This is a genomic window from Flavobacteriales bacterium, assembly GCA_016704485.1.
GTDB lineage: Bacteria > Bacteroidota > Bacteroidia > Flavobacteriales_F > PHOS-HE28 > PHOS-HE28.
In genome coordinates this window covers 2,496,327-2,512,856 of record JADJAA010000001.1, presented here as the reverse complement: position 1 = coordinate 2,512,856, position 16,530 = coordinate 2,496,327, and the positions used below count along the sequence as shown (strand labels likewise).

The following is a 16,530-nucleotide window of genomic DNA, read 5'->3' as shown; positions in this document are numbered from 1 at the left end:
GTTAGCTACAAGCAAGAATGCCAGAGATCGAGTCAAATAGAGATTCGCCATTTAATGAGGAATTCTGCACTCAGCTGGAATATCACTTAGGTCAAACTTTTGCCAACTCAAATCGACCAGACCTGAAAGGATTTTGGTGTGATGGTGTATCATGGTTTCCAGCAATGGATACGCAGTTGACGCAAAAATGCGTGAATGATACTCGTAAAATTGTAACGAAGGCTTGGATTGGAAAGACTGGACAGGATGAATACCATATGACCATTCATTTCGGTAAATCCTCCCTTCGACGTTTTGCCAAGGGGACAGAATTGATTGACTGCATACCAAGTGAAGAAACACTGGATTGGATTGACATTGACACCCATAAGCGAACAATAGAATTAAGATTAAAATAAAAGCCAGCGGCTAACATGCTCTTGCCGCAAACCGCCCTCGTCCCATTGCTAACTCCCGTTGAAGGGTTGTACATTTCGTCCAGGAACAAGATCACGAAAGGCGGTATGCGCAGGCCCTTTGTGAAAGGCTTTCAGGTCAAGATCTTTGACGTTCTTTGATATCTAGTCGTATTATGTTTATCCGCTAGTTAGCCGTCATTAAAGAATGAAATACCCTCTCCTTCGCTGTTTACTAATTCTACTTCTGCAAGGCTGCTACTTTGGCGATAATCCATCCGTTTATCATAAGGAACTACCCGGTGGGCTCCGTCTCAACGCAATGTTCAGGATGGAAGAGATGGCACTATTTAAGAAGAGCAGTTCAGGGGCTGTGCTCAACAATACTATTACCAAAATTGGCTGGACCGATAATTTTGTCATTGCTCAATCACATCCGTATCCTCATGGAATACCAACCGATACGATTGGAACTCGGATACTTTTCAGAGAAATCAAGGACTCGGCTGATATAGCCTACTTCTTGTTTCATTACAGACAAGATGTTGTCAATATGTATGGCAAATGGCATCTTCGCTATCCATATGTAGAAATTAAATCAGACTCCACTACTGACTATAAGGTGCTTCCAAGGTGGTCAATTGTTGACGTTGATAACGACTGTAAAACGTTCAATACCTATTCATACAATGAATTCAGGGAGAAACGAAACGCCATGGGTGTTCCTGACACCTTATCGTTCTTTCTGAGCTTCCATTTCGAAGAATATAAATAAACGGCTGCTAACATGCTTGCCACAAACCGCCATCGTCCCGTTGCCAACTCCCGTTGAAGGGTTGAACACATTTCGTCCAGGAACAAGATCACGAAAGGCGGTATGCGGCAAGCGCAGGACCGTTGTGAAAGGCTTTCAGGTCAAGATCTTTGCCGTTCTTTGATATCGGATAAACGTATTACGTTTATCCGCCGTTGTGGTGCATTCAAATAAATGCAAGCGATAAAGAAAATAGGACTGGCAGCTCTCGGAGTTGTTGTGATTCTTTGGGGGTTGAAATTCACGTCTTCGAATCTGAGGATTGAAGGGTACTGGGGGTTGCTATTTGAATATCTGTCACCGAAACATGATACAGTGTTCGCTGATGAATACACGGACAAAGGATTTCTCAAAATCAACAAGGGAATGACCGAAAAAGAAGTTCTTGAAATTCTAGGTGAACCAATTGTGCGCTGGGAACCTAGAGACGAAATAGTCGGATTTCAATACAGTGAATCACCTAGTTCAACTCATTACAGACTGAGACAGGTCTACTTAAAAGATAAAATCGTGGTTGAACGAATTGGATATTATTACATTGACTAAAAAAAACGACACCACAACACCCGATTATAGACTATACCCACACAAATCCCGCGCGCAGCGGGCTGGAGAAAGCTCCGCTTTTTCCACGGTACAGACCATATCGATTAGTACGTTGTGAAAAGCTTTCAGGTCAAGATCTTTGACGTCCTTTGTTACTAGTCGTATTACGCTTATCCGCTAGTCGGCGGTAATTACTGGAAGATACATGTCTGTTAATTACAACATATTCATATTCCTTGGTAGAGTTCTCTTTGTATTGTTCCTCATTGCTAGTCTTGTTGTTTTAGCGTCGCTTGTGTTTCACGGCAAAATCACCAAAGAGTGGTTCTACGTTGTATTCGCGTTCATGTCATTTCCGATATTTCTCACATCCTTCATCAGGTCAATTCATCGAGAGACATTCCATCTGAAAATCAAAAACGGTAGCGTACTTCTGATTCGGCCAATCATAGGTAGTCAGAGAAAAATAGACTTTGAATCAGTTAGAGGATTTTCAACTTCAGAAATAAAGTTCGGTATCTACTGGGGCATCAGTATTTTCAAGAGCAAGTCGATTATATTATACTTGAATCAATATGAACCAATAGAACTAATCGAGTATAACTATTGTTCTTTCCAAACATTACACGACAAGTTTCTTGAACTTGGGTTTAATTATTTGGGACACGAAGAGTATAAAACCGGATTGTTCAATAGAAAATACACATTCTGAAAGGAACTACCGCCAACATGCTTTTGCCGCGAACCGCCCTCGTCCCGGTGACAACCCGCGTTGAAACATGATAACTTCGTTCAGGAACAAGATCACGAAAGGCGGCAAGCGGCAAGCGCAGGACCGTTGTGAAAGGCTTCCAGGTCAAGATCTTTGACGTCCTTTGTTACTAGTCGTATTACGTTTATCCGCTAGTTGTGGTGCATTGTGAAAGCAAGATGAAAGCCAAGCAGTTATTCATAGCACTGGTCCTAGTGTCAGCGTCATCTTGCACGGACTATTGTAAAGCTTGGGGCGACTACAAACTTGGTAGTGGATACAGTCTTATGGCTGGGGACGGCTACAATCAAACAATCCTAATCCTCTGTACATCTGATGAAAAATGCTGTTACGCTGGAATCGAACTGGTTCCAGCGAATGTGAGCGAAGTTGCTTTTGATGATAAATGGATAGTTGCGAAAACAAACACGGGAAGTGAAACTGGATTCTGGGTCATCGAAAAGCTTGACCTCACACATGGAAAACCTGACAGTCTGGATATCGAACAGGCACGACAAATGGTAACCGGTCCGCTTGACAAGACTGCCTTCGATAAACTGACTGCCGGGGAAAGCATTAGCCTGACCCTGAACAAGTTTGAATGGGAATAAAGAGAAACAACGACACCGCAACAATGGCTACACGCAACGCCTGCCCGCGCAATAAGGCCCACATACAAAGGGCGCTGCTCATAGCCTGAACGTTATTCACCATTTCCTACCCTCGGAACAGGAACGGATCGGACACGGCACAGCTCACTCCCCCTTCGCCCGTTGCCAATAGCCTTCCATTTCTTCCAAGGTCATCTCTCCCATCACTTTGCCGTCCTTGTGGCTTTCTCGTTCGAGGAATTGGAACCGTTGAATGAATTTGCGGTTCGTACGTTCCAGTGCTTCGTCGGGGTCGATGTTCAAAAAACGCGCATAGTTGACTAGTAAGAACAGCACGTCGCCGAGTTCTTCTGCTTGTTCCGGAGTGTTGTTATCCACTTCGTGCTTCAACTCACCCAACTCCTCGTGTACCTTTTCCCAAACCTGCTCACGGTTGTCCCAATCGAAGCCAACGCCGCGAGCCTTGTCCTGGATCCGGATCGCTTTTACCGTGCTCGGCAGTGATCCGGTATCAGCTACGGTGAGCCCGACCGCACAACAGCACCATCCGCCCAACCACCGTTACGGCACGGCTACCGCACGCAAACCGCCTCTGCGTACGGCGTGAAGGTGTAGCTAAGGCGTACGCAACAGCCGCATGGGGTTTCTTCGCGGAGGCAGGTGGGGCGTACCAAGTTATCTGCCAAGGTCCAATGGGGGTGGGCCACCCACTGCAGGCGGTTGCCGAAGGGGTGTACGCGCGGCTCGCTGCCCTTGAGGTACAGCAGCACGGGATGGTGGTAAATGGGCTGCGGTGAATTCACGTACACCACTACTTTCAGATGATCGCCCAGGGTATCGTGCGGGGTAGGCAGGCCATTGCCGGGGAGCTTGGCACTGAAAAAATAATACGGCATGCGCACCCACGGCGACCAGACCAACCGTTTCGGTTCGTGGTGGCCGCGTTTGCGGCGCGCTTTGGCCAGCAGCGCTGTTAGGTCCGGCCCGAACGCCATGCGGGTAGGCAAGGTGCTGCGTACCAGTGGCAGCTTCGGTGCGGCATCCGCATCGTAGAAGATATACGCATGGATGTGTGGGCGCGTGCCGGCCATAAGCGCGAGCTCTACCCCGATCTGCTTCAGACACATACACCGAAGGTGAGGTAGTACACGCGATCCGGCAATACCCACAAGTGGGTATTTTAAGGACGCTATACCATACTACTATAGGGCAGGTATACCATACTACTATAGGGGGGTATACCATACTACTATAGGAAGGTATACCATACTACTATAGGGCACAGCGGAAACTACCATGCGGCCCTGCCCTACCCTTTGCCAAAATGAAAAAGACAGAGGAAGTTGCCGCAAGTGCAAAGGAGAAAATGAAAAAGACAAAGGAACTTGCCGCAAGTACAAAGGAGAAAATGAAAAAGACAAAGGAACATGCCGCAAGTGCAAAGGAGAAAATGAAAAAGACAAAGGAACTTGCCGCAAGTACAAAGGAAAAAATGAAAAAGACAAAGGAACTTGCCGCAAGTACAAAGGAGAAAATGAAAAAGACAAAGGAACTTGCCGCAAGTACAAAGGAGAAAATGAAAAAGACAAAGGAACTTGCCGCAAGTACAAAGGAGAAAATGAAAAAGACAAAGAAGAAAATGGCTTGATCCTCTAACAAAATGATCCCGACAATGTTAAAATGATGGCGAACATGCGCGGGAACGGCGCGTTCCTGAAAACGTAAAAAACGGTTGAAAGTGTTAAAGTTTTAACCAAGGGGCTTCCAGAGTGCCCTGTTATCAACGGTTTCGTTATTAACATGAAATAGGGCCGTAACCGCACAAGGGGCATTCACGCATCAATGTCCGGCCAGCGACAACCCACTAATGGAACGCCAGGGCCAACGTCAACCAACGGACCCCGAACCAGCGGTAATCAAAAACGAACAACGATGAAAGTTATCAAAGCAGGACTCAAAGGCCTGAAACCTTCGGAACTGATCGGCAAGTGTAGCCATGTGGAATCCCAAATGACCGGAAACGCGAATTTTGTGAACCCCTCACCAAACCTTGCGGACATGACCGCAGCACGTGTCGCTCTAGTAGTCGCCATTGCGGCTGCGGAAAGCGGTGCCCATGCAGCGGTCGCAGTTAAGAACGAAGCTGCCAAGAACCTCTCTACCATGATCGTGAAACTGGCGCGCTATGTGAATAGTGTAGCTGGTGGCGATGTGGATATGGCGGTGGGCAGCGGTTTCGAATTGGCCAAGACACCAGATCCAGTAGATAAGTTGAATGCACCAACAAAGTTCGAGGGCACCACCGGCGCCATAGAAGGTCAAGTTGATCTCCGCTGGAAAGGTGTGCATGGCGCACGAATGTACCAAGTGTACATCTGCGAAGGCGACCCTACGGGCAGCGGAGTGTGGGTTCCAGTTGGCATGACCAGCAAGGCCCGCCTAACGGTGATGGGACTTATTACGGATAAGAAATACTCGTTCCGCGCTGCCGCCGTAGGTGTGGTAGGCGTAGGACCGGTATGCGATGCCGTAACCGCAAAAGCTGCATAAGCCAAGCGCGTTATCATCCCTCTTCCACTACCAAAGCCCCCGGAGTTCCGGGGGCTTTTGGTATTCTGTAGGTAGCCGTTGTAAAAGGCTTTCAGGTCAAGATCTTTGCCGTCCTTTGATATCGGATAAACGTATTACGTTTATCCGATAGTTGGTGGCCATGGCTTCTCCCGCTGAAGAAAAGGCCCGCAGCTTAGTCTGGTCCTTTGACCACAGCAACATTCTGGAGCATTTGCATCGTTTAGGACAATGAAAAAATTATTTGTATCAACGAGTGTGTGCATGTCCACCTTGCTCATCGTTGAGCCATTCATTGCGTTGGGTTTGCTTCTTCTTGCTTCTGGTTGCCATAGCCCCCAAGCGGAAGATCCGATAAGTATGGACCACGTTACCCAGTATGACAAGGAATTACGCATTAATGAGATCGTCCTGGATCCGGAACTTAAGCATGCACTTGTACGGTACGCCAACAGCACCTCCCAATCCAGCCCGTTCATTGTCGTCAGTACAGAGCCCAAAGGCATGTTGCGTATCAGAAATGCACCATGTGTCCCAAAGCCTTTGCAATTAACCGATCTCCAAAAGGCTTACGCCGACTCTCTCATTGGCTCCACAACGTTGGAGGAAATGACCAATGGAATCCATTGTTTCGTGTACACATCTTGGGGAAATCGGTTCATTGTTGTTGACCTCCGCGAACCAGAAGTAGTTTCTCGCATGATGATGGATCTATTTCGGGAAGTGAGCACCATTCAACCGGAGATGATATGTGAACGAGTGGATTTTTTTGAACCAACTGTTGTAATGGTGAACATCTCCCGCTGAAGAAAAGCGCATCGCACAACCGGAACTCAAGCCCACCATCGCGCATACAGGCCGCCCATACACAAGGCCCAGGCGCCATACCCAGCACACGGCCACCAACAGCACCTAAACGCCAGCAGGCCATCATTTCTTCAATCGAAAGAGAAGTGGGAAACTTGAATGATCAGAGCTTCGAGGCTTGTCGCGGGAAACCTGCGGGCGTTTAGCTGCAAAACGTTGAAGGGTGGTACATTTCGTCCAGGAACAAGATCACGAAAGGCGGTATGCGGAAGCGCAGGACCGTTGTGAAAGGCTTTCAGGTCAAGATCTTTGACGTCCTTTGATATCTAGTCGTATTACGTTTAACCGCTAGTTGTAGCACATTGGAATGAAACCAATCGGAACATATAGTGCTCGACGGGTATTTTGGTTCGATTACGACAAATTCCAACTCGATCAGTTACCGACTAAGAATTGGCTTTGTCTTGCTACTTCAGATATTGAGCCAAATAAAGACAGGTTCGAGGAATTCATCCGTCATTCCATTGACCACGGAATTTTAGAGTTTAAAGGACACGGACAATTCGGCGAAAGACTTCATGACATTTTTGACGAGATCATGGTTGATATTGAGATTTCAAGAAAAGTAGACTTTATCGATATAGGAACAACCTGCCATAATGGTGAAACTTTAGCTGATGCCTTTTGGCAATGCTTCTTCGCTACCGCTTTGCCTGTAACGGCTGACATGGATAACATATCAATAGTCTGTACCGACATTGAAGGAACGGATAGAAGCAATGAAATGGAATTGATACTTGGTCGCTTTGAAAAAGGATGGATTCCAGAGGATTAAATATTAAAACGCGCTACAACAACGGCTATACGCAACCGCTAACCCGCAGGCCTCCGCTTCGGTTGCGCATAGCCTGAATGTTCTGCGACATGCGAAAACGAACCACGAAATAAATGGACGTTTTGATCATCAATCTCATTCTTGCTTTACCGACCTTCTTTTTGGTTCGACTGATTTTAGAGAAGATCAACCCAACATGGAGCAGACTTAGAAACCCGTTTCTGTGGTTGACGACATTCTTTGCGACACCAGTCATCTATGTTGCACTGATCTTCACTTGGATATCCATTGAGACCTACTATCCAGAAAGAAATTTCGATAAGGTGGCATGGACTGAGAACGCGGAGAAGAGATTCGAATACGCCGACGACTTAGTAGACAACCATAAACTGATTGGCTTAACCAAAACTGAGATCAAGGAACTACTAGGTGAGCCGTATAACGAGAATGGGAACTTAATGACCTATTACCTAGGTTTCTCCAAACGACAGTTTATTGGAATAGACCCAGACTGGTTGGAAATTCGTTTTGAACATCATAAAGCGATTGATACTAGAATATACACAAGTTGAATAACAGGAAAGCACGATCGCACAACATGCTCTTGCCGCAAACCGCCCTCGTCCCGTTGCCAACTCCCGTTGAAGGGTTGAACACTTCGTCCAGGAACAAGATCACGAAAGGCGGCCTGCGGCAAGCGCAGGACCGTTGTGAAAGGCTTTCAGGTCAAGATCTTTGACGTCCTTTGTTACTAGTCGTATTAAGTTCGCTAGTTAGGCGACATTAAAAACACATGGAACCAGGACTTATACTTCTTCTTATTGCAATATGTTTTTGGTCTGTGATTACAACATTCTCAGCAATCATCAGAATCTTAACGAATGATTTTAACGGATCCAAAGTTGAATGGATCATCATCTCTATGATTGGAATCATCGGACCTATATTATGGATTGTTAAGGGCAAGAAAAAACTAATAAAGAAACAGACGTCGCCTAACAACGGCTATACACAACCGCCCAATCACTGACCAAAGCTTCGGCTGCGCATAGCCTAAACGTTGTGAAAGGCTTTCAGGTCAAGATCTTTGACGTCCTTTGATATCGGATAAGCGTATTACGTTTATCCGCTAGTTATAGCCCATTTGAAGAAACAGAACAATGAATCAAGTAATCCAAATAATTTTAAGTGTATCGGTTTTGTCAATTCCGATAGTCTTTTTTTGGGTATACATGACAACTCTTGAAAAGAAAACGAAAAAGATAATTCAGGAACACTCAGACAATTCTTCAGAAATTTTCACTGACTTGAAAGTTTGGTTCAAAAATTTTGATGTGTTTAAAAAGAAGAGCAAGTTTGACTTAGACCCTTTTGAGACTCTTTACTCTTTTAACAATTGCGATTTGATACTAAATGACCGAAATATTGTCGTGATTGGGAAAATGAAAATATTGGGTAGAGAAAAACCTCTAACACCAACGATTTTTGAATTTGACAAGAATGGGGCTGAATTCAGACAAGGACAAGTTTCGATTGAGAAGATTCAAGATGTCGGCAATGACATTGAAATTGAATTTTCAGACGATAGATACAAAGACAGAATGACATTGGTAATAAAACGAGCAGAAACGGAATTAAAAGAGAAAATTGAAAAACGGGCTACAACATTGTATAAACGTAATGCCGGCTAAACAGCTAAAATTAAGCATTTTTGCTTCTAATAAATTCTGGAGTAGATTGACAGTTAATCGCGCCGAATTCCCGCACTACGCTTATACTTGGCCGTTGTGAAAGGCTTTCAGCTCAAGATCTTTGAAGTCCTTTGATATCTAGTCGTATTATGTTTATCCGCTAGTTAGCAACCATAGAACAAACCTCCAGATCACCAGCTAAAAGTCATGTCATCATTTTTCGGCTTCGGGAAACGCAAGGCGCCGACAGGCACATCTTCTGACGAACCAAAAGGCAGGATTGGAGAATACTATGAAAACGAGTTGCCTGTTATCATGAAGTTTTCAATCAGACTTCCAGATATCGCAGTTCAAACTCACTTCACTTTTCTAACAGTGATTTCTTGGAAGTACGATGGCACATCCAATAACGGGATGCCCCCAAGAGAGGTCAACAATAAAATGATTGCTCTTGAAGATGCTATAGAAACCATACAGTCCAAATCCTCAGAGTTCGTTCACGCCTATAGTAGGACTGGGAACAACCTGAAGGAACTGGTTTACTATAGCAAAGGCTTGAGTGAATTCATGCCCATGTTAAACAAAGGGCTAGAATCTCATGAACCTTATCCGATAGAGATAAACTTCTACGAGGACAGTGATTGGTCCGAGTTGAAGAAACTTCTCCAAGATTTCAGAGAATAACGGTTGCCAACAACGGCTATGCGCAACCTCCAACACACAGGCCGACGCTTCGGTTGCACATAGCCTGAACGTTGTGAAAGGCTTTCAGGTCAAGATCTTTGACGTTCTTTGATAGCGGATAAACGTATTACGTTTATCCGATAGTTGCACGGCATGCAAAAGAACGATATACAATGAAACAGGAATATAAAGTACTTCTAATCGCACTACTCGCATTAGTACTGCTCGACACTCTTGGCTCAATCTCTTCAAGACAGTTTGACTTTAACTATTCATTCTTATCTCCATTTTCTTTCATTATTTACGGAACGACTGCATTTCTTACCGCAAGACAAAAGGACATAACGACGGGAGTACTATTTGCAGCAATTCTCGGTCTCTTTGACTCGACAATAGGATGGAAACTTTCAATGATCCTTAACGCAAACACTGGCGACATAGACAATCAAGCATCAACTGGACTTTGGATCATGACGGCTTTGATCATGACCGGTTTTGCCGCGTTGGTTGGATTTTTAGGTGGTGGACTGACAAGAATAATAAATAAGAAAAGCACGAACGCCCAACACAAGCTATAGCAGATGCCCTTCGGGCCAAGTGCCATAGCCAAACCGTTGTGAAAGGCTTTCAGGTCAAGATCTTTGACGTCCTTTGATATCGGATAAACGTATTACGTTTATCCGCTAGTTAGCTGCCATTTAGAATGAAATCCACTTTGATTCTTCTGATACTCGTTTTGAACACGACGTTCGGTTTTGGCCAGAGGCAAAAAGAATTCAGAATGTGCTTTGACATAGGATCGAGCAAACTATCTGAAGAAGCTGAGAGTCAAATTCAAACAATAGCCCAATTGCTTCAAGAACCCAACTTCAACTACTTGAAAATATTCGGTTATGCAACTACGTCGGGAACCGAAGCATCTAACACCGAACTATCAAAAAGAAGAGCTCTTGAAGTGTATGGTAAAATCAAGGCATTTCATTCGATCGATGAGTCCAAAATCTATATTACATGGCTCGGAGAAAGTCAGGACGCATATGACTTGCACTATGAAAAAGCCAAACCTCAAACCCCATGTGTGGAAGTGATAGTTCAATACAACGAGTGATAAGAAATGGCAGCTAACAACGGCTATACGCAACCACCAACACACAGGCCAACGCTCCGGTTGCGCATAGCCTCAACGTTATTAACCATCTCCTGACCTCGGAACAGGAAAAAATCGGCAACGGTACAGCTCACTCCCCCTTCGCCCGCTGCCAATAGCCTTCCATTTCTTCCAAGGTCATCTCCCCCATCACTTTACCGTCCTTGTGGCTTTCGCGTTCGAGGAATTGGAAGCGTTGAATGAATTTGCGGTTCGTACGTTCTAGTGCTTCGTCGGGGTCGATGTTCAGGAAACGCGCATAGTTGACTAGTGAGAACAACACGTCGCCGAGTTCTTCTGCTTGTTCCGGTGTGTTGTTATCCACTTCGTGCTTCAACTCGCCCAATTCCTCGTGTACCTTTTCCCAGACCTGTTCGCGGTTGTCCCAGTCGAAGCCAACGCCGCGTGCTTTGTCCTGGATCCGGATCGCTTTAACCATGCTCGGCAGCCCACGCGGAACACCTTCCAATACGCTGGGCACTTCGCCATTCTTCGTTGACCCAGCTTTTTCAGCGAGTTTGATCTTTTCCCAATTGGCCTTCACTTCTTCTTCGTCCTTCACCTTCACATCGCTGTAAATGTGTGGATGTCGGTTGATCAGTTTCTCGCAAATGCCGTTCAGCACATCGGTAATATCGAATGCTTTCTGCTCGCTCCCGATCTTCGCGTAGAACACCATGTGAAGGATCAGGTCGCCGAGTTCCTTTTTAACTTCCTGTAGGTCGTTGTTGAGAATGGCATCACCAAGTTCGTAGGTTTCCTCGATCGTCAACGGGCGCAAGGTCTCCATAGTCTGCTTACGGTCCCACGGACATTGCTCACGGAGTTCATCCATGATGGTAAGCAGGCGTAAAAAAGCTGTGGCTCGTGGGTCTTGCTGGGTCATTGGGTCGAAGGTAGATCGTTGTTCGTTGTTGCACTTCATCGGACAATGAACCACATCAATCAGGATCAGCAATTGATAGCGATATTTGCAGTACGAAAAACGATTCCAACCATACCATGGCAACTTCAAGCGTACAAAAAGCACCACTTCGTAAGATCGGCATACTTGGTTCCGGAATGGTCGGTCAGGTTCTGGCGAAAGGTTTTTTGGAGCACGGCCATGATGTCATGATCGGCACGCGGAACCCCGAGAAGCTGGCGGAGCTGATAGAGAAATTCCCGGAGATCGGTGTGGCGAGCCATAAAGAAGTAGCCGCATTCGCTGACATAGTTGTGCTAGCGGCAAAGGGAACGGCTGCTGAGCTGGTGATCCGCTTGTGTGACAGCAATGATCTGGTAGGAAAGGTGGTGATCGATACGACGAACCCGATCGCTGATGCGCCGCCTGAGAATGGTGTTCTGAAGTATTTCACCACGTTGGATGAAAGTCTGATGGAGAAATTGCAGAAGGTCAGCACCGGAGCCTACTTCGTAAAAGCATTCAACAGTGTGGGCAACGCCTATATGGTCGATCCGAATTTCGCCGAAGGCCGTCCTACCATGTTCATCTGCGGAAACAACGAAGCAGCCAAGGAAACGGTAACCGCCCTACTGGCAGACTTTGGTTGGGATGCCGAGGACATGGGCGGTGTGGAGGCAGCACGCGCCATTGAGCCGCTCTGCATGTTGTGGTGCTTGCCCGGGTTCACGCGCAACCAATGGACGCATGCGTTCAAGTTGTACAAGAAGTGAGTTATTCACGTAACGCAGGTGAGTAGAGCGTGAATCAAAATACCCAACATATTAACGAACCATTCGATCAAGATTTTTGTTCCGTCTTTGATATAGGATGAACCTATTACGTTTATCCGCTAGTTAGCGCCAATACAAAAATGAGCATCATCGGCAACAACAAACCTGTATGGTTGGAGAAGGCAGCTTTTGACGATAGCTTCGATTGGAGCAATTCAATGAAAACCACTTTCGAGACTTTTCTCCAACATGTGACCTTGCATGATTCCTATTGGGAGACTGTCACGCTTAATCTTTGGAATCAGCTTGTGCTGACAATGAAGCTAGATGCATTTTGGAATAAGGTGTACTGCGATAAAACTGAAAACACAAACGATTGGCCATACCTTGTTATTAAGGTACCTAATACAGTGAATGTGTCGTTTCATGGTACGGAGTATGGAACCATGACCATCAGCAACACTGAAACTATAGCAATAGATAGAATACAAATTGAAACGCTTCTCGACAAGCTATCGGACACAAACATTCTTCCCATTAAGTTCTATGAACAGCTAATTGACTGCAAGCAACTCACAAAAACGCGATTTGACGATATATATGGCGGATTCATTGAGGTGCTACATGACGCACCAATTGAGCTACTCCTAATTAACCAAGACGGGAGTTACATTAATCCCGACCTGCGTAGGGTAAAAGCGTTTAGCGAAATCGAAAAGTCTGAAGCAGATAAAGAAAGTTTCATCAAAACGATTTGGACTAAACTCACCGGACAATAAAACTGGCGCTAACAAGGGCTATGCGCGACCGCCAACACACAGGCCGACGCTTCGGCTGCGCATAGCTAAACCGTTCAAAGGTCCTTTTAGGTGCCTTACAAACGTTGCGCATCCATGGAATCGCTAGCTCTTCATTAAATCGTTGAAGTTCCTGGTACGACCATCAACAGACAACTAACAACTCTTATTTTCGCGCCATGAAGACAGCACCCGTCTTGTTTTTTGGTCGTAACCCTGCGATGATGTCCATTGTGGACCTGCAACTGAGAGCCACGGGCATTACGGCACAAGGCTTCATCAGAGAAAGTGAACTGATGGCCGAATTGTCGAAAGGACTCACAAAAATGCTGGTCATTGGCGGCGGGGTTGAAGATGAACCACGCGTGCGATTGAAGGCTTGGTGTACAGCGAATAATGTCTTGATATTGGAACATAGCGGTGGGCCGCAGAGTTTACCGGAAGAAATTGAGGACGCATTAACCTAGCGTTCATGGTTCTTGCGATACAGTGACATGCTTCGACCCACCTGCATACTTCGATCCATTTAGCCGCGTTATCTTGGCCGACCCTAACTCTGGCCTACTAGCTGTGTCGCACGCACAGTATCGAACCATGCGTTCATTAATTGCTCTTCTTTTCTTAATTGCCGCGGAAACGATCAGTGCCCAGACAGGAACGCTGGCTGGCGTAGTGCGCAATGAGGTAGGCGATCCTGTGCAGGCAGTGGTTTCAATTGAGACGTTAGGCCGCAGTGTAACTGCTGACGAACAGGGTAAATATTCCATTGAGCTTCCGGCGAAGGAACGGGTTATCGTCTCCTGGACCTACACTGGTCTGAGCAAGGTGGAACGCAGCTATTCGTTGCGCCCAGGCGAAGTAAGAACGGTGGATATGAGCATGCCGTTCTTTACGTTGAACCCTGCCCAAGTTGAAGGTGAGCGGCGTGGAGGAGGCACAGGACTGGAGCAACTGGATGCCCGGATAACGAATTTTGCGCCGACGATTCAGAATGGCGTGGAATCACTGTTGAGCGGACAGACCGGGGTTGTAATGCGCAATGAACTGAGCAGCGGATACAGCGTACGCGGTGGCAACTTCGATGAGAACCTCGTGTATGTGAACGACATTGAGGTGTACCGCCCTTTCCTGGTGCGAGCCGGACAGCAGGAAGGATTGAGCTTTCCGAACCCGAACCTCATCGACCGCTTGCAATTCAGCGCGGGCGGATTCGAAGCACGGTTCGGCGATAAACTGAGCAGCGTACTGGACATCACCTACAAACGTCCGACGGAATTCAAAGGCAGTGCAACGGCAGGTCTTTTAGGAGGTTCAGTGCATTTGGAAAGTGCAATGTTGAAGAAACGGTTGCGGCAGATCACGGGTTACCGCTACCGGACCAACCAATTGATCATTAGCGGTCTCGATACCAAAGGCGAATACCGCACGGGCTACACGGACCTGCAGACCTATTGGACCTACGACCTTACACCGAATACCGAGCTTGGTTTTCTAGGGATCTATTCCAGCAATAAATACAATGTGGTACCGCAGGACCGCGAAACGGAATTCGGTCCGTTCAACATGCCATTGCGCTTTACGGTATACTTTGAAGGCCAAGAGAAAACAGCTTTTGAAACCTTGTTCGGCGCTTTGGACATGAACATTAAGGCGAGTAAGGACCTGAAGTTGAAATTCACTGCAAGCGCATTCCGGACCTATGAAACGGAACGGTTCGATGTGCTTGGTCAGTACCGATTGGGCGAGTTGGAGCGCGATCCGAACAGCGATCAGTTCGGCGAGGTGGTCCGTGATCTCGGTGTTGGTACGTTCCTGGAACATGCTCGGAACCAGTTGGATGCTAAGGTGTACACCGTTGCGCACAAAGGCTATCTGAAACGACCGAAAAGCTATATTCAATGGGGACTGGACGCGCGTGCGGAAGCCATCAACGATAAGCTGAGCGAATGGAACCTGGTCGATAGCGCGGGATTCAGCATACCACTGAACGATCAGGAAACCTTGGCACTAAGCAACACACTGAAAAGCAAGTTGAACTTGGAAAGTGTACGTGCATCAGCCTACTTACAGAACACCTGGCGCTGGAACCGTGGATACAACAAATACTGGACGCTCATAGCCGGAGCACGCGCACAGCATTGGAGCTACAACCAACAGACCGTAGCTAGTCCGCGCTTACGGTTGACCTATAATCCGGGATGGACGAAGATCAAAGCCGCAGGCGATACTGTAGATCTGGATTATAGCTTTTGGGCCGCAACCGGCTACTTTTACCAGATGCCGTTCTACCGCGAGGTCCGGCGAATGGACGGTACGTTGAACCCGGATATTCGCGCTCAAAAGAGCGTTCACTTCCTATTGGGTATGGATCGTCGATTCCCGATCTGGCATCGTCCCTTCAAATTCGTTGCCGAAGTCTACTATAAACACATCACCGACCTGATCCCTTACGAGGTAAGTAACGTTCGGATCCGCTATTTGGGGACCAACAATGCGAAAGCCTATGCGACAGGTCTCGATCTGAAGCTCAACGGGGAATTCATTGAAGGTGTGGAAAGCTGGGTCGGCGTTGGTCTACTTCAAACGCGAGAGGACGTTCTTGACGACTTCTACTACAAACGATACAATGCAGCGGGTGAGTTCATTCAACCCGGTTACACATTCGACCAGACCGCTGTGGACAGTGTGCGTGTTGAACCCGGTTTCATTCCTCGCCCTGCGGACCAACGCGTGAATTTTGCATTGTTCTTCCAGGATGAAATGCCCCGCTGGCCCACGTTCAAAGTAGCGATCAGTATGGTCTTCGGCACGCGTTTACCGTTCGGCCCACCGAATGACAACCGATACAGCGATACGTTAAGGACGGACCTTTACCAACGCGTGGATATTGGCTTTTCGAAGCAATTGCTCGGGGCAAAAGGACAGGAAAAAAGAGGATTTCTTCGCCATATCGATGACCTCTGGATCAGTGTAGAGGTCTTCAATCTGTTGGGCATTAACAACACGATAGACCATACGTGGGTAACCGACGTAACCGGCCGGCAGTATTCGATCCCGGATTACTTGACGCCAAGGCGATTCAACCTCAAGATCCTTGCTTGGTTCTAGCGAGGATCGGAAGTCATAGCAATACAGTACTATTGATCGTGAGGCGCACCTGTGCAAAACAGTCGCACCCTACCCTCATTTCCCCTAATTTAGCAGCAC

Annotated in this window: 20 protein-coding genes; 17 read left to right on the top strand and 3 right to left on the bottom strand. The window is 46.8% G+C overall.

Annotation, left to right across the window (positions count from 1 at the left end):
• Window positions 1–17: 17 nt before the first annotated feature.
• From IPF95_10775 to IPF95_10760, 4 genes are all read left to right on the top strand, one after another.
• The gene (locus IPF95_10775; GenBank protein ID MBK6475175.1) at window positions 18–398 is read left to right on the top strand and encodes a hypothetical protein; all 381 of its coding nucleotides are present in this window, start codon (window positions 18–20) and stop codon (window positions 396–398) included.
• 205 nt (window positions 399–603) lie between these two features.
• Window positions 604–1,170, top strand: a complete 567-nt coding sequence (locus IPF95_10770; GenBank protein MBK6475174.1) for a hypothetical protein — start codon at window positions 604–606, stop codon at window positions 1,168–1,170.
• 213 nt (window positions 1,171–1,383) lie between these two features.
• Entirely contained in the window at window positions 1,384–1,755 is a 372-nt protein-coding gene (locus tag IPF95_10765) for a hypothetical protein (protein MBK6475173.1), read from the top strand.
• A 930-nt stretch (window positions 1,756–2,685) separates the two neighbouring features.
• Complete coding sequence (locus IPF95_10760; protein MBK6475172.1) at window positions 2,686–3,117, top strand: hypothetical protein; 432 nt, start codon at window positions 2,686–2,688, stop codon at window positions 3,115–3,117.
• Between the two features lie 144 nt (window positions 3,118–3,261).
• On the opposite strand, the gene IPF95_10755 is transcribed toward IPF95_10760, so the two are convergent.
• Both IPF95_10755 and IPF95_10750 read right to left on the bottom strand, forming a co-directional pair.
• Window positions 3,262–3,672, bottom strand: a complete 411-nt coding sequence (locus tag IPF95_10755) for a hypothetical protein (protein MBK6475171.1) — start codon at window positions 3,670–3,672, stop codon at window positions 3,262–3,264.
• A 17-nt stretch (window positions 3,673–3,689) separates the two neighbouring features.
• A complete protein-coding gene (locus IPF95_10750) occupies window positions 3,690–4,244 on the bottom strand; it encodes a hypothetical protein (GenBank protein MBK6475170.1) in 555 nt (184 codons plus the stop codon).
• Window positions 4,245–4,441: 197 nt separating this feature from the next.
• On the opposite strand from IPF95_10750, the gene IPF95_10745 reads away from it, so the two are divergent.
• The 9 genes from IPF95_10745 to IPF95_10705 all read left to right on the top strand — a co-directional run bounded on the left by IPF95_10745 (window position 4,442) and on the right by IPF95_10705 (window position 10,810).
• Window positions 4,442–4,765: a hypothetical protein gene (locus tag IPF95_10745; protein MBK6475169.1), complete on the top strand. Its 324-nt coding sequence runs from the start codon at window positions 4,442–4,444 to the stop codon at window positions 4,763–4,765.
• 284 nt (window positions 4,766–5,049) lie between these two features.
• Entirely contained in the window at window positions 5,050–5,667 is a 618-nt protein-coding gene (locus tag IPF95_10740) for a hypothetical protein (GenBank protein ID MBK6475168.1), read from the top strand.
• A 282-nt stretch (window positions 5,668–5,949) separates the two neighbouring features.
• A complete protein-coding gene (locus IPF95_10735; protein MBK6475167.1) occupies window positions 5,950–6,492 on the top strand; it encodes a hypothetical protein in 543 nt (180 codons plus the stop codon).
• A 367-nt stretch (window positions 6,493–6,859) separates the two neighbouring features.
• Entirely contained in the window at window positions 6,860–7,327 is a 468-nt protein-coding gene (locus tag IPF95_10730; GenBank protein ID MBK6475166.1) for a hypothetical protein, read from the top strand.
• Window positions 7,328–7,440: 113 nt separating this feature from the next.
• Window positions 7,441–7,899 (top strand): hypothetical protein, encoded by a 459-nt coding sequence (locus IPF95_10725; protein MBK6475165.1) that lies wholly within the window; start codon window positions 7,441–7,443, stop codon window positions 7,897–7,899.
• Between the two features lie 588 nt (window positions 7,900–8,487).
• Window positions 8,488–9,018 carry a hypothetical protein gene (locus IPF95_10720; GenBank protein ID MBK6475164.1) on the top strand — a complete coding sequence of 177 codons (531 nt, stop codon included), beginning with the start codon at window positions 8,488–8,490 and terminating at the stop codon, window positions 9,016–9,018.
• A 207-nt stretch (window positions 9,019–9,225) separates the two neighbouring features.
• Entirely contained in the window at window positions 9,226–9,702 is a 477-nt protein-coding gene (locus IPF95_10715) for a DUF695 domain-containing protein (protein ID MBK6475163.1), read from the top strand.
• A gap of 173 nt (window positions 9,703–9,875) precedes the next feature.
• Window positions 9,876–10,280, top strand: a complete 405-nt coding sequence (locus IPF95_10710) for a hypothetical protein (protein MBK6475162.1) — start codon at window positions 9,876–9,878, stop codon at window positions 10,278–10,280.
• Window positions 10,281–10,405: 125 nt separating this feature from the next.
• Window positions 10,406–10,810, top strand: coding sequence for an OmpA family protein (locus tag IPF95_10705; GenBank protein ID MBK6475161.1), 405 nt, complete (start codon window positions 10,406–10,408; stop codon window positions 10,808–10,810).
• Between the two features lie 130 nt (window positions 10,811–10,940).
• Here the strand turns inward: IPF95_10705 and mazG are convergent, their stop codons facing one another.
• Window positions 10,941–11,735: a nucleoside triphosphate pyrophosphohydrolase gene (gene mazG, locus IPF95_10700; GenBank protein ID MBK6475160.1), complete on the bottom strand. Its 795-nt coding sequence runs from the start codon at window positions 11,733–11,735 to the stop codon at window positions 10,941–10,943.
• Between the two features lie 116 nt (window positions 11,736–11,851).
• Here mazG and IPF95_10695 point away from each other — a divergent pair, with 116 nt between their 5' ends.
• From IPF95_10695 to IPF95_10680, 4 genes are all read left to right on the top strand, one after another.
• On the top strand, window positions 11,852–12,526 hold the full coding sequence (locus tag IPF95_10695; protein ID MBK6475159.1) for an NAD(P)-binding domain-containing protein: 675 nt from the start codon (window positions 11,852–11,854) through the stop codon (window positions 12,524–12,526).
• A gap of 140 nt (window positions 12,527–12,666) precedes the next feature.
• Window positions 12,667–13,305, top strand: coding sequence for a hypothetical protein (locus tag IPF95_10690; protein MBK6475158.1), 639 nt, complete (start codon window positions 12,667–12,669; stop codon window positions 13,303–13,305).
• A 197-nt stretch (window positions 13,306–13,502) separates the two neighbouring features.
• Window positions 13,503–13,790: a hypothetical protein gene (locus IPF95_10685; GenBank protein MBK6475157.1), complete on the top strand. Its 288-nt coding sequence runs from the start codon at window positions 13,503–13,505 to the stop codon at window positions 13,788–13,790.
• A 127-nt stretch (window positions 13,791–13,917) separates the two neighbouring features.
• Entirely contained in the window at window positions 13,918–16,431 is a 2,514-nt protein-coding gene (locus tag IPF95_10680) for a TonB-dependent receptor (GenBank protein ID MBK6475156.1), read from the top strand.
• Window positions 16,432–16,530: the final 99 nt, after the last annotated feature.